The 23,273-nt window shown below is 58.7% G+C and carries 22 protein-coding genes; 15 read left to right on the top strand and 7 right to left on the bottom strand.

All coding sequences use genetic code 11. From position 1 onward, the window contains the following. The first annotated feature begins 68 nt into the window (after positions 1–68). Positions 69–689 (top strand): LysE family translocator, encoded by a 621-nt coding sequence (locus tag CKW23_RS06320; RefSeq protein WP_025258220.1) that lies wholly within the window; start codon positions 69–71, stop codon positions 687–689. Between the two features lie 7 nt (positions 690–696). Here the strand turns inward: CKW23_RS06320 and CKW23_RS06315 are convergent, their stop codons facing one another. The 3 genes from CKW23_RS06315 to CKW23_RS06305 form a co-directional block, all read right to left on the bottom strand. Further along, complete coding sequence (locus CKW23_RS06315) at positions 697–1,116, bottom strand: hypothetical protein (RefSeq protein WP_025258221.1); 420 nt, start codon at positions 1,114–1,116, stop codon at positions 697–699. A 355-nt stretch (positions 1,117–1,471) separates the two neighbouring features. Further along, positions 1,472–2,662, bottom strand: a complete 1,191-nt coding sequence (gene metK, locus CKW23_RS06310; protein ID WP_025258222.1) for a methionine adenosyltransferase — start codon at positions 2,660–2,662, stop codon at positions 1,472–1,474. 20 nt (positions 2,663–2,682) lie between these two features. Next, a complete protein-coding gene (locus CKW23_RS06305) occupies positions 2,683–3,678 on the bottom strand; it encodes a metalloregulator ArsR/SmtB family transcription factor (protein ID WP_025258223.1) in 996 nt (331 codons plus the stop codon). A gap of 257 nt (positions 3,679–3,935) precedes the next feature. On the opposite strand from CKW23_RS06305, the gene tkt reads away from it, so the two are divergent. From tkt to fba, 7 genes are all read left to right on the top strand, one after another. Further along, a complete protein-coding gene (gene tkt / locus CKW23_RS06300; protein ID WP_095067258.1) occupies positions 3,936–5,933 on the top strand; it encodes a transketolase in 1,998 nt (665 codons plus the stop codon). Between the two features lie 113 nt (positions 5,934–6,046). Further along, positions 6,047–7,096 carry an erythrose-4-phosphate dehydrogenase gene (epd, locus tag CKW23_RS06295; RefSeq protein WP_025258225.1) on the top strand — a complete coding sequence of 350 codons (1,050 nt, stop codon included), beginning with the start codon at positions 6,047–6,049 and terminating at the stop codon, positions 7,094–7,096. A gap of 16 nt (positions 7,097–7,112) precedes the next feature. Next, positions 7,113–8,276, top strand: a complete 1,164-nt coding sequence (locus CKW23_RS06290; protein WP_095067257.1) for a phosphoglycerate kinase — start codon at positions 7,113–7,115, stop codon at positions 8,274–8,276. Positions 8,277–8,304: 28 nt separating this feature from the next. Continuing rightward, positions 8,305–8,535 (top strand): hypothetical protein, encoded by a 231-nt coding sequence (locus CKW23_RS06285; protein WP_095067256.1) that lies wholly within the window; start codon positions 8,305–8,307, stop codon positions 8,533–8,535. A gap of 82 nt (positions 8,536–8,617) precedes the next feature. Next, positions 8,618–8,815, top strand: a complete 198-nt coding sequence (locus tag CKW23_RS06280) for a hypothetical protein (protein WP_095067255.1) — start codon at positions 8,618–8,620, stop codon at positions 8,813–8,815. Positions 8,816–8,869: 54 nt separating this feature from the next. Continuing rightward, positions 8,870–9,196, top strand: a complete 327-nt coding sequence (locus CKW23_RS06275; protein WP_095067254.1) for an MliC family protein — start codon at positions 8,870–8,872, stop codon at positions 9,194–9,196. 115 nt (positions 9,197–9,311) lie between these two features. Next, positions 9,312–10,376, top strand: a complete 1,065-nt coding sequence (fba, locus tag CKW23_RS06270; RefSeq protein ID WP_025258230.1) for a class II fructose-bisphosphate aldolase — start codon at positions 9,312–9,314, stop codon at positions 10,374–10,376. 214 nt (positions 10,377–10,590) lie between these two features. Here fba and CKW23_RS06265 read toward each other — a convergent pair whose 3' ends face one another. Next, positions 10,591–11,004 (bottom strand): DUF3010 family protein, encoded by a 414-nt coding sequence (locus CKW23_RS06265; RefSeq protein WP_095067253.1) that lies wholly within the window; start codon positions 11,002–11,004, stop codon positions 10,591–10,593. Between the two features lie 56 nt (positions 11,005–11,060). Further along, entirely contained in the window at positions 11,061–11,471 is a 411-nt protein-coding gene (locus tag CKW23_RS06260) for a lysozyme inhibitor LprI family protein (RefSeq protein ID WP_095067252.1), read from the bottom strand. 228 nt (positions 11,472–11,699) lie between these two features. Here CKW23_RS06260 and CKW23_RS06255 point away from each other — a divergent pair, with 228 nt between their 5' ends. The 6 genes from CKW23_RS06255 to CKW23_RS06230 all read left to right on the top strand — a co-directional run bounded on the left by CKW23_RS06255 (position 11,700) and on the right by CKW23_RS06230 (position 19,471). Further along, on the top strand, positions 11,700–12,677 hold the full coding sequence (locus CKW23_RS06255) for a dipeptidase (protein WP_025258233.1): 978 nt from the start codon (positions 11,700–11,702) through the stop codon (positions 12,675–12,677). Positions 12,678–12,762: 85 nt separating this feature from the next. Continuing rightward, on the top strand, positions 12,763–13,293 hold the full coding sequence (locus CKW23_RS06250) for a DUF5943 domain-containing protein (protein ID WP_025258234.1): 531 nt from the start codon (positions 12,763–12,765) through the stop codon (positions 13,291–13,293). A gap of 15 nt (positions 13,294–13,308) precedes the next feature. Beyond that, positions 13,309–15,369 carry a dimethylglycine demethylation protein DgcA gene (dgcA, locus tag CKW23_RS06245; protein ID WP_025258235.1) on the top strand — a complete coding sequence of 687 codons (2,061 nt, stop codon included), beginning with the start codon at positions 13,309–13,311 and terminating at the stop codon, positions 15,367–15,369. Positions 15,370–15,478: 109 nt separating this feature from the next. Further along, a complete protein-coding gene (dgcB, locus tag CKW23_RS06240; RefSeq protein ID WP_095067251.1) occupies positions 15,479–17,440 on the top strand; it encodes a dimethylglycine demethylation protein DgcB in 1,962 nt (653 codons plus the stop codon). Beyond that, complete coding sequence (locus tag CKW23_RS06235) at positions 17,440–18,660, top strand: electron transfer flavoprotein subunit alpha/FixB family protein (RefSeq protein WP_095067250.1); 1,221 nt, start codon at positions 17,440–17,442, stop codon at positions 18,658–18,660. The genes dgcB and CKW23_RS06235 overlap by 1 nt, the downstream gene beginning before the upstream one ends. After that, a complete protein-coding gene (locus CKW23_RS06230) occupies positions 18,650–19,471 on the top strand; it encodes an electron transfer flavoprotein subunit beta (protein WP_095067249.1) in 822 nt (273 codons plus the stop codon). Before CKW23_RS06235 ends, CKW23_RS06230 begins: the two co-directional genes overlap by 11 nt. 728 nt (positions 19,472–20,199) lie before the next feature. On the opposite strand, the gene gbcA is transcribed toward CKW23_RS06230, so the two are convergent. Then, positions 20,200–21,498, bottom strand: a complete 1,299-nt coding sequence (gbcA, locus tag CKW23_RS06225) for a glycine-betaine demethylase subunit GbcA (protein WP_025258239.1) — start codon at positions 21,496–21,498, stop codon at positions 20,200–20,202. Between the two features lie 323 nt (positions 21,499–21,821). On the opposite strand from gbcA, the gene gbcB reads away from it, so the two are divergent. After that, a complete protein-coding gene (gene gbcB / locus CKW23_RS06220; RefSeq protein ID WP_095067248.1) occupies positions 21,822–22,922 on the top strand; it encodes a glycine-betaine demethylase subunit GbcB in 1,101 nt (366 codons plus the stop codon). Between the two features lie 44 nt (positions 22,923–22,966). On the opposite strand, the gene CKW23_RS06215 is transcribed toward gbcB, so the two are convergent. Continuing rightward, positions 22,967–23,227, bottom strand: coding sequence for a hypothetical protein (locus CKW23_RS06215; RefSeq protein ID WP_095067247.1), 261 nt, complete (start codon positions 23,225–23,227; stop codon positions 22,967–22,969). Positions 23,228–23,273 lie beyond the last annotated feature (46 nt).

Below are 23,273 nucleotides of genomic sequence, written 5' to 3'. Positions count from 1 at the left end.
CTGTGTCTTTAGTCTTTATTGCAAGCATGCAGAATAAGCATTCGGTTCAACTATCGATCGGGTGTCTCATGGATCTATCGACCCTCGCCGTTTTCATTCCTGCCTGTTTCGCCCTCAACATGGCGCCGGGCCCGAACAATCTGCTATCTATCAGCAACGCGACGCGCTATGGCTTTGTCCGGTCATGTGTCGGTGGTGTTGGACGATTATTGGCCTTTGTGATCATGATCTCGCTGGCTGCTGTGGGACTTGCGGCAGTGCTGCATACGTCCGAGTGGCTGTTTCATGTGATCAAGGTTGTCGGCGCTGCCTATCTGCTTTATCTGGCGGTGCAGTTGTGGCGAGCCAGTCCCCAGGATCAGGGCGATATGAGTGCTGTTTCGGCAAATAGGTGGAGCCTGGCGCGTCAGGAGTTTTTGGTGGCCATCGGCAATCCCAAAGCGATTCTATTGTTTACGGCTTTCTTGCCGCAGTTCATCGACCATACGGGCAATGTAACCAGTCAGTTCGCGATACTGGGCGGGCTGTTTATAGCTTTGGAGTGTGTGGCTATCAGTCTGTACGGCTACATGGGCGTGCATGCTCGTCGACTGTTTGCCCGGCCCAGCGGCAAGCGCTTGTTCAATCGCGCCTGCGCCGGGTTGCTTGCGGGAGCCGCTTCGGTGTTATTGGTGTCGCGGCGGGCTTGAGGGCCGGTTATTTCTGATGGTTTGTATCCTGCCCGCCAAAGATGTTCGAGCGGCTGTTTGAGCGGCTGCCATCATTGTTTTGTGTGTCTTGCCCGCCGAAGATATTTGAGCGGCTGGTTGAACGACTGCCGTCGCTATATTGCGTGTCTTGTCCACCGAAGATGTTTGCGCGGCTGTTTGAACTGCTGCCATCGTTGTTTTTTGTGTCTTGTCCGCCAAAGATGTTGGACCGGCTATTTGAACTTCTGCCATCACTGTATTGCGTGTCTTGCCCACCGAAGATGTTTGCCCTGCTTGTTGAAGTTGTTCCATTGTCATAGCGGCAGTCATAACCGCCAAAGATGTTGGCGCTGCACGTATCGGCAAAAGCTTGATGCAGCGGTGAGGCGAGCAGAATGGAGCCCAACAGAATAGCCTTGAGGTTCATGATGTTCCTTACAATAAGTGCAGGAATAACGGGGCAAAGTAATCAGCCTCACTCGACACGGCGAGAATGATTGAGTGGTTGGTGGCGGGAAAGCATTAATGGCTTGGTTTTCGGGACACCTCGTCAAGGGTTGAGTTAATAGAGTGGCCTTTTTCACCCTTTTAAACTTATGGGGTTATGGCATTGCGCTATTATCTATACAGACTGAATGTTCCAGACTAAGTTTCGAGTGCAAGAAAAAATAGCGTCACGTCACGCGCTCAGAGGCGAACTTGAAGCTTCTGTCATCGCCACAAACAACAAAGCCCCGGATGATCGGATCAACCGGGGCTTTGTGTTGAAGCGTTAAAGCGTATTACAGACCGGCAGCCTTGCGCAGTGCGTCGGCGCGGTCGGTTTTTTCCCAGGTGAACGTGGTGAAGGTGTCGTCACCCACGGTCTTGGTTTGCGGCGTGCGACCGAAGTGGCCGTAAGCTGCCGTTTCCTGATACATCGGGTGCAGCAGGTCGAGCATCGTGGTGATTGCGTATGGACGCAGGTCGAAGATGTCGCGAACCAGCTTGATGATCTTGTCATCGCTGATCTTGCCGGTGCCGAAGGTGTTCAGGGAGATCGAAGTCGGTTGAGCGACGCCGATGGCGTAGGAAACCTGAATCTCGCAGCGCTCGGCCAGGCCGGCAGCAACGATATTCTTGGCAACGTAGCGGCCAGCGTAGGCAGCGGAACGGTCAACCTTCGATGGATCCTTGCCGGAGAACGCGCCGCCGCCGTGGCGAGCCATGCCGCCGTAGCTGTCGACGATGATCTTGCGACCGGTCAGACCGCAGTCACCTACCGGGCCGCCAATGATGAACTGGCCAGTCGGGTTGATGTGGAACTGGGTGTCCTTGTGCAGCAGCTCGGCTGGCAGCACGTGCTTGACGATCAGCTCCATCACGCCTTCGCGCAGATCGTTGTAGGAAACTTCAGGGTTGTGCTGGGTCGACAGAACGATGGCGTCGATGCCAACCACCTTGCCGTCTTCATAGCGGCAAGTGACCTGGGATTTTGCATCCGGGCGCAGCCAAGGCAGCAGGCCGGACTTGCGGGCTTCGGCCTGGCGCTTCACCAGTTGGTGCGAGAACGCGATTGGCGCAGGCATCAGCTCGGCCGTTTCGTTGCTGGCGTAGCCGAACATCAGGCCCTGGTCACCGGCGCCCTGATCTTCAGGCTTGGCACGGTCAACACCCTGGTTGATGTCAGGAGACTGCTTGCCGATGATGTTCATCACGCCGCAGGTAGCGCCGTCGAAGCCGACGTCGGAGCTGGTGTAGCCAATGTCGCTGATCACGTCACGAACGATCTGCTCGAGGTCAACCCATGCACTGGTGGTGACTTCGCCAGCAACAATTGCAACACCAGTCTTGACCAGGGTTTCCACCGCTACGCGAGCGTGTTTGTCCTGGGCGATGATGGCGTCAAGAACCGCGTCGGAAATCTGGTCGGCGATCTTGTCTGGGTGTCCTTCGGACACGGACTCGGAGGTGAAAAGTGAGTATTCGCTCATCTCTACGGGTTTCCTGAATTTTACCGATGGTGAGTGTTGCCAGCCGGTCGCTGAAAATGGCGAACCTGGATCTGGAAACCATTACGTAAGCCTACATACAGGCTTTCCCCGGGAACTAGCCCCGCAGCGATGGCCCAACGGGCCAGATCATCCTGTTCAAAACCTAACCAGAGATCGCCACAGGCCTCCCTGGCCCAGCTCTGGTCATGACTACACAACTCTGTTACCAGCAGGCTACCGCCGGGTTGCAATCGCTCGGCCAGTTGCCTCAAGGCTTCGGCCGGTGCGGCGAAATGATGAAGCACCATGTTCAGAACGACACAGTCGGCGCTTACTTTAGTGCCCGTAAGGGCGTCGGCCAGTACCAGCTCGACATTGCCCAGCTTCTCGCGCTCGCAGACATCGCGGGCCAGTTCCAGCATCGCCGGGCTGTTGTCCATGGCGGTGACATGGGCAAAGCGCCTGGCCAGTTCCGGTAGAAAGCCGCCGTCGCCGGGGCCGACTTCCAGTGCTGTTGCCTGAGCGTTGAAGCTCAGTTTGTCCAGCAGACTCAACAGGCTGTCGCGGTATTGGGCAAGGCCTGCGATCAGATCCTGCTGGGCGCGAAACTTTTCTGCGGTACGGGCAAAGAAATCCTGACTGGCCTGGGCGCGTTGTCGGTGCACAAGGTCGATGCGCAGGCTGACATCCTCGGGGAGGGTCAGGACATCCACTTCATCGAGCAGGGCCGCGTGCAGCCTGCCACCGGTCAGTTGAGTGTGGGGCAGGGCGCGACGATAAAAGATCGCATTGCCTTCCCGGCGTGTCGCTACCAGAGAGGCTTGTGCCAGCACTTTCAGGTGATGACTCATGCCTGACTGGCCGATGGCAAAGATCTGCGCCAGCTCCAGTACGCCAAACGAATCGTTGGCCAGGGCGCGCAATACATTCAGCCGCAAAGGGTCGCCGCCGGCCTTGCACAAGGCAGAGAGGTCGTCGCAGTCGTCATGGCTGATTGCAGGCACACACAGGTTCATGGGGTCGCAGTCTAGTTAGCGACCGTTCCGGCTGCAAGAGCAATATCAAAAAGTTTTGATATTGGTTTGTCAGGGACTTTGTCCGTGATGGCCATCACGTTATTCCGCGGCACAACCTTCATTACTGAAGGGAAATAAGGCGACAAGGCAGGAAAAACACCTGCCAACGACTATCTTTCATTGCTCCCAGGCAGTGCCTGAGAGAAAATGGTCGCCTTTTTTCCGATCCCATTCCTTCATTCTCCAGGAGATCAGCGATGCCAAGCCGTCGTGAGCGTGCCAACGCCATTCGTGCCCTCAGCATGGATGCCGTGCAAAAAGCCAACAGCGGCCATCCCGGTGCCCCCATGGGCATGGCGGATATCGCCGAAGTTCTGTGGCGCGACTATCTGAAGCACAACCCGGCAAACCCTGCGTTCGCCGACCGTGACCGCTTCATTCTGTCCAACGGCCACGGCTCGATGTTGATTTACTCGTTGCTGCACCTGACCGGCTACGACCTGTCCATCGACGACCTGAAGAACTTCCGTCAACTGCACAGCCGCACGCCGGGTCACCCGGAATACGGCTACACCCCGGGTGTCGAAACCACCACCGGCCCGCTGGGTCAGGGTTTTGCCAACGCCGTCGGTTTTGCCGTGGCCGAAAAGACCCTGGCAGCACAGTTCAACCGCCCAGGCCACAACATCGTCGACCACAACACCTACGTGTTCATGGGCGATGGCTGCATGATGGAAGGTATTTCCCACGAAGTCGCTTCCCTGGCCGGTACTCTGGGCCTGGGCAAGCTGATCGCCTTCTACGATGACAACGGCATCTCCATCGACGGCGAAGTCGAAGGCTGGTTCACCGACGATACGCCGAAGCGTTTCGAGTCCTACGGCTGGCAGGTCATCCGCAATGTCGACGGTCACGATGCCGACGAAATCAAGACCGCCATCGACACCGCCCGCAAGAGCGAGCAGCCGACCCTGATCTGCTGCAAGACCACCATCGGTTTCGGTTCGCCCAACAAACAGGGCAAGGAAGAGTCCCACGGCGCTCCACTGGGTGCCGATGAAATCGCCCTGACCCGCACTGCGCTGAAATGGAACCACGGTCCTTTCGAAATCCCGGCCGATATCTACGCCCAGTGGGATGCGAAAGAAAAAGGCCTGGCTGCCGAAGCTGACTGGGATCAGCGTTTTGCTGCCTACTCCGCTGCTTTCCCTGAGCTGGCCAACGATTTCATCCGTCGCATGAGCGGTGAGCTGCCTGCCGACTTCGCTGAAAAATCGGCTGCTTATGTGGCTGAAGTCAACGCCAAGGGCGAAACCATTGCCAGCCGTAAAGCCAGCCAGAACGCTCTGGGTGCTTTCGGCCCGTTGCTGCCTGAGTTCCTGGGTGGTTCGGCTGACCTGGCCGGCTCCAACCTGACCATCTGGAAAGGCTGCAAAAGCATCACCGGCGAAGACGCCAACGGTAACTACCTGCATTACGGCGTGCGTGAATTCGGTCAGGCCGCAATGATGAACGGTATCGCCCTGCACGGCGGTTTCGTTCCTTACGGCGCGACCTTCCTGATCTTCATGGAATACGCCCGTAACGCAGTGCGCATGGCCGCTCTGATGAAGAAGCGTGTGATCCATGTGTTCACCCACGACTCCATCGGTCTGGGCGAAGACGGCCCGACTCACCAGCCGGTCGAGCAACTGACCAGCCTGCGTACCACGCCGAACCTGGACACCTGGCGCCCGGCGGATGCCGTGGAATCGGCCGTGGCCTGGAAATACGCCATCGAGCGTAACGATGGCCCGTCGGCGCTGATCTTCTCCCGTCAGAACCTGCCTCATCAGACCCGTGACGCAGCTCAACTGGCGGATATCGCCCGTGGTGGCTACGTGCTGCGCGACTGCGCCGGCGAGCCTGAGCTGATCCTGATCGCTACCGGTTCGGAAATTGGTCTGGCCGTGCAGGCTTACGACGCCCTGACCGCTCAAGGCCGCAAGGTGCGCGTGGTTTCCATGCCTTGCACCAGCGTCTTCGAGGCCCAGGACCCAGGTTACAAGCAAGCCGTTCTGCCGTTGCAGGTCAGCGCCCGTATCGCCATCGAAGCTGCCCACGCTGACTACTGGTACAAGTACGTCGGCCTGGAAGGTCGCGTGATCGGCATGACCACCTTCGGCGAGTCGGCACCTGCGCCTGCGCTATTCGAGGAGTTCGGCTTCACTCTGGAGAACATCCTGAGCACGGCTGAAGAGTTGTTGGAAGACTGAGAAAGGTCGCAATAATCCTGTAGGAGTGGATTCATCCGCGAAGGCCCCTTCGCGAATGAATTCGCTCCTACGGGTTTTATGTGCCGTCTGATTTATCTGCTTGCGAGCACTCCATGCCCCAAAACCGCACTTACAAAGTTGCTCTGAACGGCTACGGCCGGATCGGTCGTTGTGTCTTGCGTGCGCTCTGTGAGCGAGGTGCACGGGCAGGTTTTGAAGTGGTCGCGATCAATGATCTGGCCGATATGGCCAGTCTCGAATATCTCACCCGTTTCGATTCCACTCATGGCCGTTTCCCCGGCGATGTGCGGGTCGATGGGGAATACCTGCACATCAACGATCACCGGATCAAAGTGCTACGCAGCGCAACGCCCGAGGGTATCGACTGGGCGGCGCTGGGTGCGGATCTGGTGCTTGAGTGTTCAGGCGTCTACAACACCCGCGAAGATGGCCAGCGCTTTCTCGATGCGGGTGCCTCGCGGGTGCTGTTCTCGCAACCGATGGCCAGCGAATCCGATGTGGATGCGACCATCGTGTTCGGCATCAATCAGCAGAAGCTGACCGGCACCGAGCGACTGGTTTCCAACGCATCCTGCACCACCAACTGCAGCGTGCCGTTGCTGCGCCTGCTGGATAATGCGCTGGGCCTTGAATACATTTCGATCACCACCATCCACTCGGCAATGAACGATCAGCCGGTGATCGATGCTTATCACCACGAGGATTTGCGCCGTACGCGCTCGGCTTTCCAGTCCATCATTCCGGTATCCACTGGTCTGGCACGCGGAATCGAGCGGCTCCTGCCGGAACTTGCGGGCCGAATTCAGGCCAAAGCAGTTCGCGTACCGACGGTCAACGTCTCGTGCCTGGATATCACGCTGCAAACGGCGCGTGATACCGATGCTGTGGAAATCAATCGAATCTTGCGTGAGGCCGCCACCAGCGGCCCGCTCAAAGGCCTGCTGGCATACACCGAGCTGCCGCATGCCAGTTGTGATTTCAACCATGACCCTCATTCGGCCATTGTCGATGCGAGTCAGACCCGAGTTTCCGGCCCCCGGCTGGTAAACCTGCTGGCCTGGTTCGATAACGAATGGGGTTTTGCCAATCGAATGCTCGACGTTGCGGACCATTTCTTGCGCGTCGCGGATCAACAACAGTAAAAAACAGGAACGCCTCATGACCGTGTTGAAGATGACCGACCTCGATCTGCAAGGTAAGCGTGTGCTGATTCGCGAAGACCTCAACGTCCCGATCAAGGACGGCGTTGTCAGTAGCGATGCCCGAATCCTTGCTTCGCTGCCGACCATCAAACTGGCGCTGGAGAAGGGTGCTGCCGTACTGGTCTGCTCCCACCTGGGCCGTCCGACCGAAGGCGAGTTCTCGGCCGAGAACAGCCTCAAGCCGGTTGCCGACTACCTGAGCAAGGCGCTGGGCCGTGAAGTCCCGCTGGTTACCGATTACCTCGATGGCGTCGACGTCAAGGCTGGCGATGTCGTGCTGTTCGAGAACGTGCGCTTCAACAAGGGTGAGAAAAAGAACGCTGACGAGCTGGCGCAGAAATATGCCGCACTGTGCGACATCTTCGTGATGGACGCTTTCGGCACTGCTCACCGCGCCGAAGGCTCGACCCATGGTGTTGCCAAATTTGCCAAGGTCGCTGCAGCAGGTCCTTTGCTGGCGGCCGAGCTGGAAGCACTGGGCAAGGCACTGGGCGCTCCGGCCAAGCCGATGGCGGCCATCGTTGCCGGCTCCAAGGTTTCCACCAAGCTGGATGTACTCAACAGCCTGAGCGCAATCTGCGACCAGTTGATCGTCGGCGGCGGCATTGCCAACACCTTCCTGGCAGCAGCCGGTCACAAGGTCGGCAAATCACTGTACGAGCCGGACCTGCTGGATACCGCCCGCGCCATTGCCGCCAAGGTCAGCGTGCCATTGCCGGTGGACGTGGTGGTTGCCAAGGAATTCGCTGAAAGCGCTGCCGCGACCGTCAAACTCATCGCCGATGTGGCCGATGACGACATGATTCTCGACATCGGCCCGCAGACCGCTGCCCAGTTTGCCCAATTGTTGAAATCTTCCGGGACTATCCTGTGGAACGGTCCGGTCGGCGTGTTCGAGTTCGATCAGTTCGGCGAAGGGACCAAGACACTGGCCAAGGCCATTGCCGAAAGCGCAGCGTTCTCCATCGCTGGCGGCGGCGATACGCTGGCAGCCATCGACAAGTACGGCGTTGCACAGCAGATTTCCTACATTTCCACCGGTGGCGGCGCGTTCCTCGAGTTCGTCGAAGGCAAGGTCCTGCCAGCCGTTGAAGTGCTTGAACAGCGTGCAAAGGCCTGATTTTCCGGTTCAGGGAAGGGAGTAGTTCATGTTCAGGACGTTACCGTTATTGCTTGTCGCTGGGGTGCTGGCCGGTTGTGCGAGCAAGCCTGATGTTGACGATGCGGAACCTGAGCCTCAGGCGCAGCTGCTTCAATTGAGCTGCTATCAGGCCGGTTGGCAGGCTGAAACCGTGCCAGTGATCTACAAGCGTGGCGGTCAGGAGGTCTGGGACCGTTACGAGTTCATGCCTCGCACGGGAGATGTGGGCTGTCTCTGAGTCAGGTGAATGCTCGCAGGTAACATCTGCGAGCTTTGGCGGTCATTAAAGGGTGGGATCTTTTCCGAGAAGGAGTTTCGCCATGAAAATCGCCACCCTGGCTCTTGTGAGTTGCATTGTATTGGCAGGTTGCAGCAGTCCGGGCTCCAAAGCCCGAACCTGTGAAGTATTCAGCCCGGCTTCCGTGAATGTGCCGACGACCGACAACACCCAGCGGGTTGAGGCGCACGTCACGGGTGAACCGGCCAGTGATCGTAATCAGGAACAGAACTGCCCCTGATGTAGCGAAGCGAGCGGCACAGGCCGCGCTTCCCGGGGCAGGCCAGGAGACGTGATGAAAGGCTTGATTGCCCTTGCGGCATTTGCAGTGCTCGGTGGTTGCGCGACGTCAAAGGCGCCGCAGTCCAGTGATTCCTGGAACCACTGGGTATGTGACAGCAAGGCCGAGGTCCATTGGCGTTTTGCCGATTCGGCCAAAAAGGAAGTGGATGTACGCCTGAACCAGAGCGATCAGGTTTTCAGGCTCAAGGCCCAGCCTGGTGCTGCCAGCGGGACGCTCTACAGTAACAATGTGTTGGCGTTTGCCAACAAGGGTGACGAAGGCCTGATTTACTGGGACGCCACCAACGATTTGATCGGACGCGGCTGCAAGGCCAGATAAGTCGTAGCCGATGTACCACCTGCACGGCCCTTGTGGCCGTGCGTATAACTTGAATAGCAGTCGCCACTACGGCAGGCTTGCACGATTAACGACCCGACCGGGAGACACACAGACAATGGCACTTATCAGCATGCGCCAGATGTTGGACCACGCAGCCGAATTCGGCTACGGCGTTCCAGCTTTCAACGTAAACAACCTGGAACAGATGCGCGCCATTATGGAAGCGGCCGACAAGACCGATTCCCCGGTGATCGTCCAGGCTTCGGCCGGTGCCCGCAAATACGCCGGTGCCCCGTTTCTGCGCCACCTGATCCTCGCGGCAGTCGAAGAATTCCCGCATATCCCGGTGGTCATGCACCAGGACCACGGCACCAGCCCTGATATCTGCCAGCGTTCGATCCAGCTGGGCTTCAGCTCGGTGATGATGGACGGCTCGCTCGCCGAAGACGGCAAGACGCCTGCCAGCTACGAATACAACGTCGACGTAACCCGTCGCGTCGTTGCTTTCGCCCACGCCTGTGGCGTGTCGGTAGAAGGCGAACTGGGCGTTCTGGGCTCTCTGGAAACCGGTATGGCCGGTGAAGAAGACGGCGTTGGCGCAGAAGGCATCCTGGATCACAGCCAGATGCTGACCGACCCTGAAGAAGCCGCTGACTTCGTCAAGAAGACCCAGGTCGATGCCCTGGCAATCGCCATCGGCACCAGCCACGGCGCCTACAAGTTCACCAAGCCGCCTACCGGCGACATCCTGGCGATCGAGCGCATCAAAGAGATCCACAAACGCATTCCCAACACCCACCTGGTGATGCACGGTTCTTCGTCCGTTCCTCAGGAATGGCTGAAGATCATCAACGAATACGGCGGCGACATCAAAGAAACCTACGGTGTGCCGGTCGAAGAAATCGTTGAAGGCATCAAGTACGGCGTACGCAAGGTCAACATCGACACCGACCTGCGTCTGGCCTCTACTGGCGCCATCCGTGAGTTCATGGCCAAGAATCGCAGCGAGTTCGACCCGCGCAAATACCTGGCCAAGACCGTCGTCGCCATGCGCGATGTCTGCATCGCCCGCTACGAAGCCTTCGGCACCGCTGGCAATGCCTCGAAGATCAAGCCGATCTCCCTGGATCGCATGTTCGAGCGTTACGCCAAGGGCGAGCTGGATGCCAAGATCAACTGAGTGTTGATCCGGTAATGAAAAACCCGCAGAGATGCGGGTTTTTTTGTGGGCGCGAATCGGGTGGCGCTCCGCTTATCTTCGCGGATAAATCCGCTCCTACGGTTTGCTCAGCAAATAAAGAGGGAGCGAATTCATTCGCGAGAGGCCCGTACATTCAAAGAAAATCTGTCGTCTTCAATGATGTCTCGCGAATAAGCGGAGCGCCGCCCGATTCCTACTTCATGAGGCTGGCACATGCCGCTTTATAGGCCTCATGCTGATACTTGTTCAACGTATCGGGCAGGGCGAAGTCGTGTTTTCTGTTCTGGGCATTGATGGTCTGCGGTGACACAAGGATCACGTCGCAGTCGGCCAGGAGCTGGAAGACGGTTTCGATTTTGAAGGTGGTGGGGCCACCGGCGAATTCGCCTTTCTTGCTGCGTTTCTTGATCGCGACATGGCTGATGCCGTTTTCCCGCACAAAGCTTGCGATCTTTGTGGCGAAGGCTTTGACGTTGCCAGCTTCGTCGTCATCCTCCAGGGCGATCTTTCGGGTTGCCAGCGGCACATGCGCGGTGCCGCCGTTCTGACGGGTGGCCAGGGCGAAGATGGCTTCACTGCCTTTGATTTCTACACCACAAATAATCATGGAAATGCCTGATGCCTTCGATTCATGTAAAGGAACAGGTTATCTCATCGCTGGCGTTATTCCTGCGCAATTGATTCCAGATATTCCGAACGCTCATCGCTCATGCGCGCAATGCAGTCGTTTTCGTTGATGCTGTAGGCCTTGCTACCCGCGGCAGACGGGAAGACTTCGACCGCGCAATCGGCGTCGCGCAGCTTTTCCCAGGCCTGTTGAGCGGTCTTGAGCTTGCTGGTGAAGTCGTTGTATTGCGACTTGTTGGCGACGAACTGCGACTGGACGCGATTGAGCAGGTTCTGAAAGTTTTCCTTGAGCAGCTCTTCTGCGGTGTGTCGGCTGTAGACCGAGCATTCCAGGGTCTGGTTGTCGCTGTCGACGCCGTCGCATGGCGTGCTGTCCGAATCTTGAGCCGCTTGTGCGCCAGTCACGGCGGTCGCCATGAGGGCCAGTGTCAGGAAAATCGTTTTCATCGAGTGGCTCCGATCCATTGATGGCTTGAATTCTGGCCTAAGCGCGAGGCAAAGAACAGGTTTACGACACACGCCGAGAGCGTCTCATGGCCCTTTGTCGCATCTTGACGCTTTCGGCAAACCCCCTGTCGTTTTTGCACCCGGCTCGCCGGACCCTCCGGCATATGCTGACCCCAATAGCGCCGACAGCCGATTCGGCGCGCAAGTACCTAAAAAGGGGACAGCCTGATGAGCCCAGCCGAACTGCACGCCGACAGCATCGTCATTGACGGGCTGATTATCGCCAAATGGAATCGCGAGCTGTTTGAAGACATGCGCAAGGGTGGCCTGACCATGGCCAACTGCACGGTATCGGTGTGGGAAGGTTTCCAGGCCACCATCAACAGCATCTGCACCAGCCAGAAACTGATGCGCGAGAACAGCGACCTGGTGATGCCGGTCCATACCACCGCCGATATCCGCAAGGCCAAGGAACTGGGCAAGACCGGCATTCTGTTCGGCTTCCAGAATGCTCATGCCTACGAGGACCAGATCGGCTACGTCGAGATCTTCAAGCAACTGGGCGTTGGCATCGTGCAGATGTGCTACAACACCCAGAATCTGGTGGGCACCGGCTGCTACGAGCGCGACGGCGGCCTGTCAGGCTTCGGGCGCGAGATCGTGGCCGAGATGAACCGCGTGGGCGTCATGTGCGACCTGTCCCATGTGGGCTCCAAGACTTCCGAAGAAGTCATCCTCGAATCGAAGAAACCGGTCTGCTACTCCCACTGCCTGCCGTCCGGCCTCAAGGAACACCCACGCAACAAGTCCGATGCCGAACTGAAGTTCATCGCCGATCACGGCGGTTTTGTCGGGGTGACCATGTTTGCGCCGTTCTTGGCCAAAGGCATTGAGTCGACCATCGACGATTACGCCGAAGCCATCGAATACACCATGAACATCGTCGGTGAAGACGCCATCGGCATCGGCACCGACTTCACCCAGGGCCATGGCCAGGACTTCTTCGAGTACCTGACCCATGACAAGGGCTATGCCCGTCGGCTGACCAGCTTCGGCAAGATCATCAACCCGCTGGGCATCCGCACCGTGGGCGAATTCCCGAACCTGACCGAAACCCTGCTCAAGCGCGGCCATTCCGAGCGCGTCGTGCGCAAGATCATGGGCGAGAACTGGGTCAACGTGCTCCGGGATGTCTGGGGCGAATAACTTTCTACGCGACGCCCCCTTTGAATTGATAACCCCGCTGCCCTGCGCGCAGTGGGTGTAACCCGAATTTCTGGAGTTTGACCCCATGGCTAAAATCGCCCCGCAACTGCCTATCGAAGTCGACAGCGAAACAGGCGTCTGGACCTCCGATGCATTGCCGATGCTCTATGTGCCGCGCCATTTCTTCGTCAATAACCACATGGGTATTGAAGAAGTGCTGGGTGCCGAGGCCTACGCCGAAATTCTCTACAAGGCCGGCTACAAGTCCGCCTGGCACTGGTGCGAAAAGGAAGCCGAATGCCATGGCATCGAAGGCGTTGCGGTGTTCGAGCACTACATGAATCGCTTGTCCCAGCGTGGCTGGGGGCTGTTCAAGATTCAGGATATCGATCTGGAAAAAGGCACTGCCAGCGTCAAGCTCGAGCACTCGGCGTTCGTGTATGTGTACGGCAAGGTCGGGCGCAAGGTGGATTACATGTTCACCGGCTGGTTCGCCGGTGCAATGGATCAGATCCTGGCTGCCAGCGGCAGCTCGATCCGCACCGTTGCCGAACAGGTCTACGGTGGCTCCGAAGAAGGTCATGACGACGGTCTGTTTGTCGTCAAGCCGTTGTAAGTCGAGGATCGTGTTATGGCTTTCGAAGCGATGTTCCAGCCGATCCAGATTGGCAAACTGACGATCCGCAACCGTGTCCTGAGTACCGCTCACGCCGAGGTCTATGCCACCGATGGCGGGATGACCACCGACCGTTATGTGAAGTACTACGAAGAGAAGGCCAAGGGCGGCATCGGCCTGGCGATCTGTGGCGGTTCTTCCAGTGTGGCCATCGACAGCCCGCAGGGCTGGTGGAAGTCGGTCAACCTGGCCACTGACAAGATCATTCCGCACTTCCAGAACCTTGCCGACGCCATGCACAAGCATGGCGCCAAGATCATGATCCAGATTACCCACATGGGCCGTCGTTCCCGTTGGGATGGCGAGCACTGGCCGACTCTGATGTCGCCTTCCGGCATTCGTGAGCCGGTCCACCGTGCGACCTGCAAGACCATCGAGCCGGAAGAAATCTGGCGGGTGATCGGCAACTACGCCAGCGCTGCAGCCCGTGCCAAGGCCGGAGGCCTGGATGGTGTCGAGCTGTCTGCGGTGCACCAGCACATGATCGACCAGTTCTGGAGCCCGCGGGTCAACAAACGCACCGACGAGTGGGGCGGCAGTTTCGAGAATCGCATGCGTTTTGGCCTGGAAGTGATCAAGGCCGTGCGCAAGGAAGTGGGGCCTGATTTCTGTGTGGGCCTGCGTATCTGTGGTGATGAATTCCACCCCGATGGCTTGAGCCATGAGGACATGAAGGAAATCGCCAAGTATTACGACGCCACCGGCATGATCGATTTCCTCGGTGTCGTGGGCTCGGGTTGCGACACCCATAACACCCTGGCCAACGTTATTCCCAACATGAGTTATCCACCGGAGCCGTTCCTGCACCTGGCGGCTGGTATCAAGGAAGTAGTCAAGGTTCCGGTACTGCACGCGCAGAACATCAAAGACCCGAATCAGGCCACGCGGATCCTGGAAGGTGGCTATGTGGATATGGTCGGCATGACCCGCGCCCACATCGCCGACCCACACCTGATTGCCAAGATCAAGATGGGGCAGGTTGACCAGATCAAACAGTGCGTCGGCGCCAACTACTGCATCGACCGTCAGTATCAAGGGCTGGATGTGCTGTGCATCCAGAACGCCGCGACGTCCCGTGAGTACATGGGTGTGCCGCACATCATCGAGAAATCCGCCGGGCCGAAGCGCAAGGTGGTGATTGTCGGTGCCGGTCCTGCTGGCATGGAAGCCGCTCGCGTGTCAGCCGAGCGTGGTCATGACGTCACGCTGTTCGAGAAGAAGGACTTCATCGGCGGGCAGATCACTACGGCTTCCAAGGCACCGCAACGTGACCAGATTGCCGGTATCACTCGCTGGTACCAACTGGAACTGGCGCGTCTGAAGGTCGATCTGCGCCTGGGGACGGCTGCCGATCCGGCGACCATTCTCGACCTGCGCCCGGACATCGTGGTGCTGGCGGTGGGCGGTCATCCGTTCCTTGAGCAGAACGAACACTGGGGCGCGGCCGAAGGGCTGGTGGTCAGCAGTTGGGACGTGCTGGATGGCAAGGTCGCGCCGGGCAAGAACGTGCTGGTCTACGACACCATCTGCGAATTCACCGGCATGTCCGTGGCCGACTTCCTGGCCGACAAGGGCTCGCAGGTCGAGATCGTCACCGACGACATCAAACCCGGCGTCGCCATTGGCGGCACCTCGTTCCCGACCTACTACCGCAGCATGTACCCCAAGGAAGTGATCATGACCGGGGACATGATGCTGGAAAAGGTCTACCGCGAAGGCGACAAGCTGGTTGCCGTCCTGGAGAACGAATACACCGGTGCCAAGGAAGAGCGGGTGGTCGACCAGATTGTTGTCGAAAACGGTGTGCGTCCGGACGAAGAGCTCTATTACGGGCTCAAGGAAGGTTCGCGTAACAAAGGCCAGATCGACATCGACACCCTGTTCGCCATCCAGCCGCAACCTTCGCTGAGCCAACCGGGTGACGGCTACCTGCTGTTCCGCATCGGCGACTGCGTGGCCCAGCGTAATACCCATGCGGCGATCTATGACGGATTGCGGCTGTGTAAGGATTTTTGAGGAAAGCTGCAAGCCATAAGCTGTAAGCAGCAAGAGAAGGCAGCGGATCGGCTGTGCTTTTACTTGTCGCTTACCGCTTGTAGCTTGCACCTCGCCAGAGGTGATTCTGATGTTGAGCACCATTCTCCCCCTCCTGCTCTTCGCTGCCCTGGCCCTTGCGGTGCTGGGTGCTTTGCGGCGGGTAAAAATGTGGCGCAATGGCCGGGCTTCCAGGGTTGATCTGCTGGGCGGGCTGCTGGCCATGCCCAAGCGTTATATGGTCGATCTGCACCATGTCGTCGCCCGGGATAAATACATCGCCAACACACACGTCGCCACGGCGGGCGGTGCGGTGGCGTCTATCGTGCTGGCGATTCTGGTGCATGGCTTCGGTCTGCATAACCGCTTCTTGGGCTATGCGCTGCTGCTGATGTCGGCGGTGATGTTCGTGGGGGCGGTGTTTGTCTTTCGTCGTCGTCTCAACCCGCCATCGCGCCTGTCCAAAGGCCCGTGGATGCGCTTGCCGAAAAGCCTGATGGCGTTTTCCGTCAGCTTCTTTCTGGTGACCCTGCCTGTGGCGGGGATTCTTCCCGAGAACTTCGGTGGCTGGCTGCTGGCTGTGATTCTGGGCGTTGGCGTGCTGTGGGGCGTCAGCGAACTGTTTTTCGGCATGACCTGGGGCGGGCCGATGAAGCACGCCTTCGCTGGCGCTCTGCACCTGGCCTGGCACCGACGTGCCGAGCGCTTCGGTGGCGGTCGTTCCACCGGCTTGAAGCCTCTGGACCTTACTGACCCGAACGCGCCGCTGGGTGTGGAAAAGCCCGAGGATTTCACCTGGAACCAGCTGCTGGGTTTTGACGCCTGTGTGCAGTGCGGCAAATGCGAAGCCGCTTGTCCGGCGTTCGCTGCCGGCCAGCCGTTGAACCCCAAGAAGCTGATTCAGGACATGGTGGTCGGCCTCGCTGGCGGCACCGATGCCAAATTCGCAGGCAGCCCGTATCCATCCCTCGACGGCAAGGGCAAGCCCATCGGCGAACATGGCGGCAATCCACATCAACCCATCGTCAACGGACTGGTGGATGCCGAAACCCTGTGGTCCTGCACCACTTGCCGGGCATGTGTGGAAGAGTGCCCGATGATGATCGAGCACGTGGACGCCATCGTCGACATGCGCCGTCACCTGACCCTGGAAAAAGGCGCGACCCCCAACAAGGGCGCCGAAGTGCTGGATAACCTGATTGCCACCGACAACCCCGGAGGTTTTGCGCCGGGCGGGCGAATGAACTGGGCGGCGGATTTGAACCTCAGCCTGCTCAGCGAAAAGAAAACCACCGACGTGTTGTTCTGGGTCGGTGATGGCGCGTTCGATATGCGTAACCAGCGTACCTTGCGGGCGTTCGTCAAAGTCCTGAAAGCCGCGAAGGTCGACTTCGCCGTGCTGGGCCTTGAGGAGCGCGACAGTGGCGATGTGGCCCGCCGCCTGGGTGATGAAGCGACTTTCCAGATGCTGGCCAGGCGCAATATCCAGACGCTCTCCAAATACAGCTTCAAGCGCATCGTCACTTGCGACCCCCACAGCTTTCATGTGCTGAAAAACGAGTACGGCGCTTTTGGTGGCGACTACCTCGTGCAGCATCACAGCACTTACATGGCTGAACTGCTTCAGGGCGGCGCGCTCAAGCTCGGACAACACAAAGGCTCTAGCGTGACGTATCACGATCCATGCTATCTGGGCCGTTACAACGGCGAGTACGAAGCGCCGCGTGAGGTATTGCGCGCCCTGGGTATCGAGATCAAGGAAATGCAGCGCTCGGGCTTCCGCTCCCGTTGCTGCGGTGGCGGTGGCGGCGCGCCCATTACCGATATTCCCGGCAAGCAGCGGATTCCCGACATGCGTATGGAAGATATCCGCGAAACCGGTGCCGAACTGGTGGCAGTCGGTTGTCCACAATGCACGGCGATGCTTGAAGGCGTGGTCGAGCCACGACCGATGATCAAGGACATTGCCGAACTGGTGGCGGATGCCTTGATTGAAGAACCGGTGGCCAGCAAGCCAGAGCCAGCCAGGCGTGAACCTGCGGAGGTGCATTGATGAGCGACATTATCCGCCGCGACCCCCGTGCCGAATGGATCGCACGTAACCGTCTGCACCCTTTGCATGCAGCGATGCAGCCCGCACAGACCAGCTGGATGGGCCCCAACGGTCTCATGCGCAAGAACGTACACGGCCAGGGTTTCATCGGCCCCAATGGCATCAAGCGTATTGACCGCAGCGGCGCACAGCAGGGCGGAACGGTCAAACGTTCTGCAACTGTCGAGATCAGCCTGCCGCTGCATCAAGTATCGGAGCCGGCGTTTTACATCACCGTGGTGCCGGACATGGTCGGCGGTCGCCTGAGCAGCCACGACCGGGATCTGCTGGGGCTTGCCCATCAACTGGCTGGCAGCACTGGCGCTGTACTGGTGGTGGTATTTGGAGAACACAAGGAAAGCACTTTCGAGACGGCGGGTGTTGACCGTCTGCTGGTTCTTGAAGGTGATGAATTCAGCGGTTATTCACCGGAACAGCGCGTGCAAGGGCTGCGGGCTGTGGATAACCAGTTCAACCCTCGGCACTGGCTGCTGCCTGACAGCCGCAGCGGCGGCGGGGAGTTGGGACGGCGTTTTGCTGCCAGTCTGGGCGAGCGCCCGGCGACTCGTGTCTGGCAGGTCAAGGATGAGCAATGCATCGGGCGTGCTGGCGCGGGGCGTGAGGATCTGGCCCGCCCGCTGGCCCGTCTGATTCTGGCGGCTGCCGAATGCGCCGAGCCGGTCAGTGAAACTCGCCATGAAGCGCTGCCGGTGGAGTTATCCACACCTGTGGCGCGCAGTCTTGCACGCATCGAAGACCTTGGCGCGGTGGCCGTGGACCCTGCAGTTATCCCCATGGCCGAGGCAGAGTTCATCTTCTCCGGCGGCAATGGCGTCAGGGACTGGGACTTGTTCCATCGCACGGCAGCGGCTCTGGGCGCGACCGAAGGTGCGTCGCGGGTGGCGGTGGACGATGGTTTCATGAGCCGGGATCGTCAGGTAGGCGCCAGCGGCACCTGGGTCACCGCACGTGTGTATGTGGCTGTGGGTATCTCCGGCGCGATCCAGCACCTGCAAGGCATCGGCGCCTGCGACAAGGTGGTGGCGGTCAACCTGGATGCCAGCTGCGACATGATCAAACGCGCCGACCTGTCGGTGATCGGTGAAAGCGCAGCCATCCTCCAGGCCTTGATCGACGCGGTCGAGGCTTATCGCAACGAGGCAAAACGTGATGCGGCCTGAGCGCGGGAGTTCATCTGTGGATAATGCGTCATTGAACAAGGCCTTGTTGCAGGTCATGAGTCTGGTGTCCATTGGCGCTCACCCGACTTCGGGACGCGCTCGCCGCGCCGAGCAGGATGCCCGCGCCGTGGAACTGGGTTTGCAACTGGCTGGGGATAACTTGCAGGTGCTGCACGCCGGCAATGCCCAGGAGCCTGCACTGCGGGCTTATATGGGCATGGGTCTGGACGAACTGCAGGTGCTGGAGCAGCCTGAAGGCGCCGACGCACTGCCTGCGCTGACCGATTACATCCGTGATTCAGCGGTGCAGATCGTGCTCACCGGCAGCCAGGCTGAAACCGGCGAAGGCTCGGGCATGCTGCCGTTTCTGCTGGCGGAAAGGCTGGGCTGGCCGCTGGTGGTGGGGCTGGCCCAGGTGGAATCCCTGGATAACGGTGTGGCCCTTGTCCTGCAAGCCTTGCCGCGAGGCCAGCGACGTCGCCTCAAGGTTCGCCTGCCGTTTCTGGCCACTGTGGATAACGCAGCGCCAAAACCACGCCAGAGCGCTTACGGTCCTGCACAGCGTGGGGCCTTGGGTGTGGAGCAGGTGGAGGTGGTGGAGGATGAGTTACTCACAGCCCATGGCCTGCAACCTGCCAAACCCCGCCCCAAACGCCTGAAAGTGATCAAGGCCAAGAGCGGCGCCGACCGCATGAAAGCCGCAACCGCCAAGGCCAGCGGCGGCACCGGGCAAGTTCTCAAGGGCGTCAGCCCGCAAGAGGGTGCCGCAGCGATCCTCAAGTTGCTGGTGGAAGAGGGCGTCATTCGATAAAAACAGTCGCGAGCAAGCTCCCTCCCACAAATCCGTGGGAGGGAGCTTGCTCGCGACTGCTCCACAGGGAGTTGTGCACATTCCCTGTGCGTCCACCTGTGGATAACGTGTTCGCGGGTTTCTGAACCCCATGTAAACCGTGCCTTACAGGCCTCTGGTTGAAAAGTGATCAACCTAACTTGCGGTTTTTACTGGCTTTTCCATGTGGATAAACAATCCACTGCTTCTCATCTCCTTGCTCAATTGCCCACAAACTCTGTTGGCCTCTCTGTGGACAAGTTGTTCGTGATCTCCTGTAGCCCGTATAAAACGTGGCTTACAAGGTTTCGTATAAAAAATGATCAATTGATCGTCAATGGCTATAAATACCGGTGTAAAGCCTTGCTGTATCACGCCTGGAGCAGTTTTCCACAGTGCGTGACTCACAAACCCGAAGTTGCCCCCAAAGTCTGTTGGCGCTTCTGTGGATAAGGTGTTCGTGATCCCTTGAAGGCCAATGAACACAAGGCTTTCAAAGGTTTGATCAAAAAATGAACAGTATGTCCCGCAATGGAGGCAATCAGTAAGTCACGGTTTTTTCAGGCTTTTTGAGAGCGAAAAAATCGACTTTCCCACAATTGCTGTGGGCTGCTCTGTGGATAAGTTGTTTGTTGTGTGCGGGAGAGGGCGGCAGGCTTGGGGTATGAGGGGGTTGGATGTTTTTTGATCAACATCCAGCCCCCACTGGGTCATTCGTGGTTGACCGCTACACCTTTGAGGTAGGGCGCAGGTTCTGCTCCCAGGTTTTCCAGTACCCGCGAGCTGTACCAATCGATGAAGTTGACCACACCGAACTCATAGGTCTTGGAGTACGGGCCTGGCTGGTAGGCGCTGGAGTTGATACCGCGCTGGTTTTCCTCGGCCAGACGACGGTCCTGATCGTTGGTGGCGTCCCACACCTGACGCATGCGCTCAACGTCGTAATCGACGCCTTCCACGGCATCCTTGTGCACGATCCACTTGGTCGTGACCATGGTTTCCTGCGCGCTGATCGGCCATACCGTGAAGACGATGATGTGATCGCCCATGCAGTGGTTCCAGGAGTGAGGCAGGTGCAGGATGCGCATCGAGCCCAGGTCCGGGTTCTGGATACGGCCCATGAGTTTCTTGCAGCCGACCTTGCCATCCATGGTCATCGACACAGTGCCCTTTAGCAGCGGCATGCGCACGATGCGGTTGCGCAGGCCGAAGCTGGCGTGTGCGTAGGGAATCTTCTCGGCGTCCCAGGCAGCGGCGGAGGCGGCCACATGGTCCTTGAAGGTCTGATCGGCACGCGGGTCGGTGACGTCGTCCCATTCCAGCAGGGTTTTCAACAGCTCCGGGTGTGAGCCGTTGCAGTGGTAGCACTCGCGGTTGTTCTCGATCACCAGCTTCCAGTTGGCCTTTTCCATCAAGGTGGTCTGTACCGCCACCTTGGTGTTTTCCATGTCGTAGGGTTCCATGTAGTGCTTGAGCGTGGCCAGGAACTCATCGATAGCAGGCGGGTTTTCCGCCAGGCTGATGAAGATATAGCCGCCTGCGGTCTTGACGTTCACGGGCTTGAGGCTGAAGTTCTTCATGTCGAAGTCGTCGCCCATCTCGGTACCCGCGTACAGCAGGCGTCCGTCCAGCTCGTACGTCCACTGGTGGTAAGGGCAGACCAGCTTGGCGACCTTACCTTTCTCGCCGGTGCACAGGCGCGAGCCACGATGGCGGCAGACGTTATGGAAAGCATTCACGCTGCCATCCGGGGCGCGGACGACGAGGATCGGGTTCTTGCCGATCTGCAGCGTCAGGTAGTTGCCCTTGGCCGGGATTTCGCAGGTCATGCCCGCAATCAGCCATTCCTTGTGAAAGATTTCCTGCATGTCGATTTCAAACAGCCGGTCATCACTGTAGAAAGGCTGCGGCAGCGAATAGGTGCGCTCGCGGTTCTGCAGCATCTGGGCAGTGGCCTTGCGTGCAGGTTCCAGCGGGTCGCCAAGGCTCAGGGTTGCGGTGATGTCCATTGTTCAGATTCCCTCATGACCGCATCGTTGGCGGCCTGCGAATGTGGCTAATACGGTTCTTTGCAGCGCTGCACGCAAGGCGATTGGGGGTCGCTCATGCCGGTGAGTTTATTCATGGCTGTTAAGGGGCGAGTGTGGAGGCGGGCGCGGACTGAACCTTATCCATGGGCGACATGGCCGAATCCGTTCCCGACTAGGGAACCCACGGTCTGTGGGGGCTGGTCGCCGTAAGTACGTGAATGTCGTTGATAGGTAAATGCGCCTCCTGCGCGTTACGCAGAATCCCCACCATAAAGGCCGACAGTCGGTCGTGGAGATCAAGTATGTCCCAGAATTTTCTCAACCCGGTAACCACCCAGACATGGGCCAATGGCCGCCATCTTGTGCGGGTCGTCAAGGTGATCCAGGAAACCTGGGATGTAAGGACCTTCTGCTTCATGGCAGACCAGCCGATCCTGTTCTTCTTCAAACCCGGTCAGTTCGTCACCCTGGAGCTGGAAATCGATGGCGTGCCCATCATGCGCTCCTACACCATCTCCAGTTCGCCATCGGTGCCTTACAGCTTCTCGATTACCGTCAAGCGCGTGCCGGGAGGCAAGGTCTCCAATTACCTGCACGATACGCTGCATGAAGGCCAGGAGCTGGCAGTGCACGGGCCTGTCGGCTTGTTCAACGCCATCGACTTCCCCAATCCGAAGATCCTCTATCTCAGCGGCGGTGTCGGTATCACGCCGGTCATGTCCATGGCCCGCTGGTTCTACGACACCAATGCCAACGTCGACATGGTGTTTGTACACAGCGCCCGCTCGCCCAAGGACATCATCTATCACCGCGAGCTGGAGCACATGGCGTCGCGGATCGATAACTTCAGTCTGCATCTGATCTGTGAGAAGCACGGCCTTGGTGAGCCCTGGGCGGGTTATCGCGGTTACCTGAACCAACGGATGCTGGAGTTGATGTCGCCGGACTACAAGGACCGCGAGGTGTTCTGTTGCGGGCCGACGCCATACATGGCTGCGGTCAAGCGCATGCTGCAGGAAAGCGGCTTCAACATGGCGCAGTACCATGAAGAGTCCTTTGGCGCGACGCCACCAGAGGTGCGCGCCGAAGCCGTGGAGCATGCGGAAATCGCTGCGGATGCGCCGGAAGTCGATTTGGCGGATCTGCATCAGGTGGAATTCACCGACACCGGCAAGAGCATTCGTGTTGCGCCGGGGGAAACCGTCCATGCGGCAGCTTCCAAGCTGGGCCTGATGATTCCCAAGGCCTGCGGCATGGGCATCTGTGGCACCTGCAAGGTCATGAAACTCAGTGGCGAAGTAGAGATGGAGCACAATGGCGGGATTACCGACGAGGATGTCGAAGAAGGTTACATCCTGTCGTGCTGTAGCGTGCCCAAGGGTGATGTGCGGATCGAGTATTGATCCACAGAGGGCGCATCGAGCATGCGCCCGGTTTCTTTCCCGCTTTAGCCGTGATTCTGTTTATAGGTCGCCAGTGCTGGCAGCAATTGCTGATCGATGGCCTGACGTACCGCTGGCAATATGGTTGCACTGCCGGTCAGCAATTGCTCGACCAGACGCCGCAAGGCTGTTGCGCGTTCATCGGTCAGGCCACACACCGCTTGCGTACAGGCCTGCTCGGCTGTTGCGCCACTGGGCATCTCAAACCCCAGTGCCCTGAGCTGGCTCAGCAAGTCTTCTTGATCAATCAAATCCGCATGCATCATGACGAGTGTTCCTTTGATCGGGTAAGGCCTCGATTCTGGTAGTGCG

Source organism: Pseudomonas sp. Irchel 3A18, from assembly GCF_900187465.1.
Classification (GTDB): Bacteria; Pseudomonadota; Gammaproteobacteria; order Pseudomonadales; family Pseudomonadaceae; genus Aquipseudomonas; species Aquipseudomonas cichorii.
Note: the sequence above shows the minus strand (reverse complement) of the source record. Positions and strands in the feature narration are given on the sequence as shown.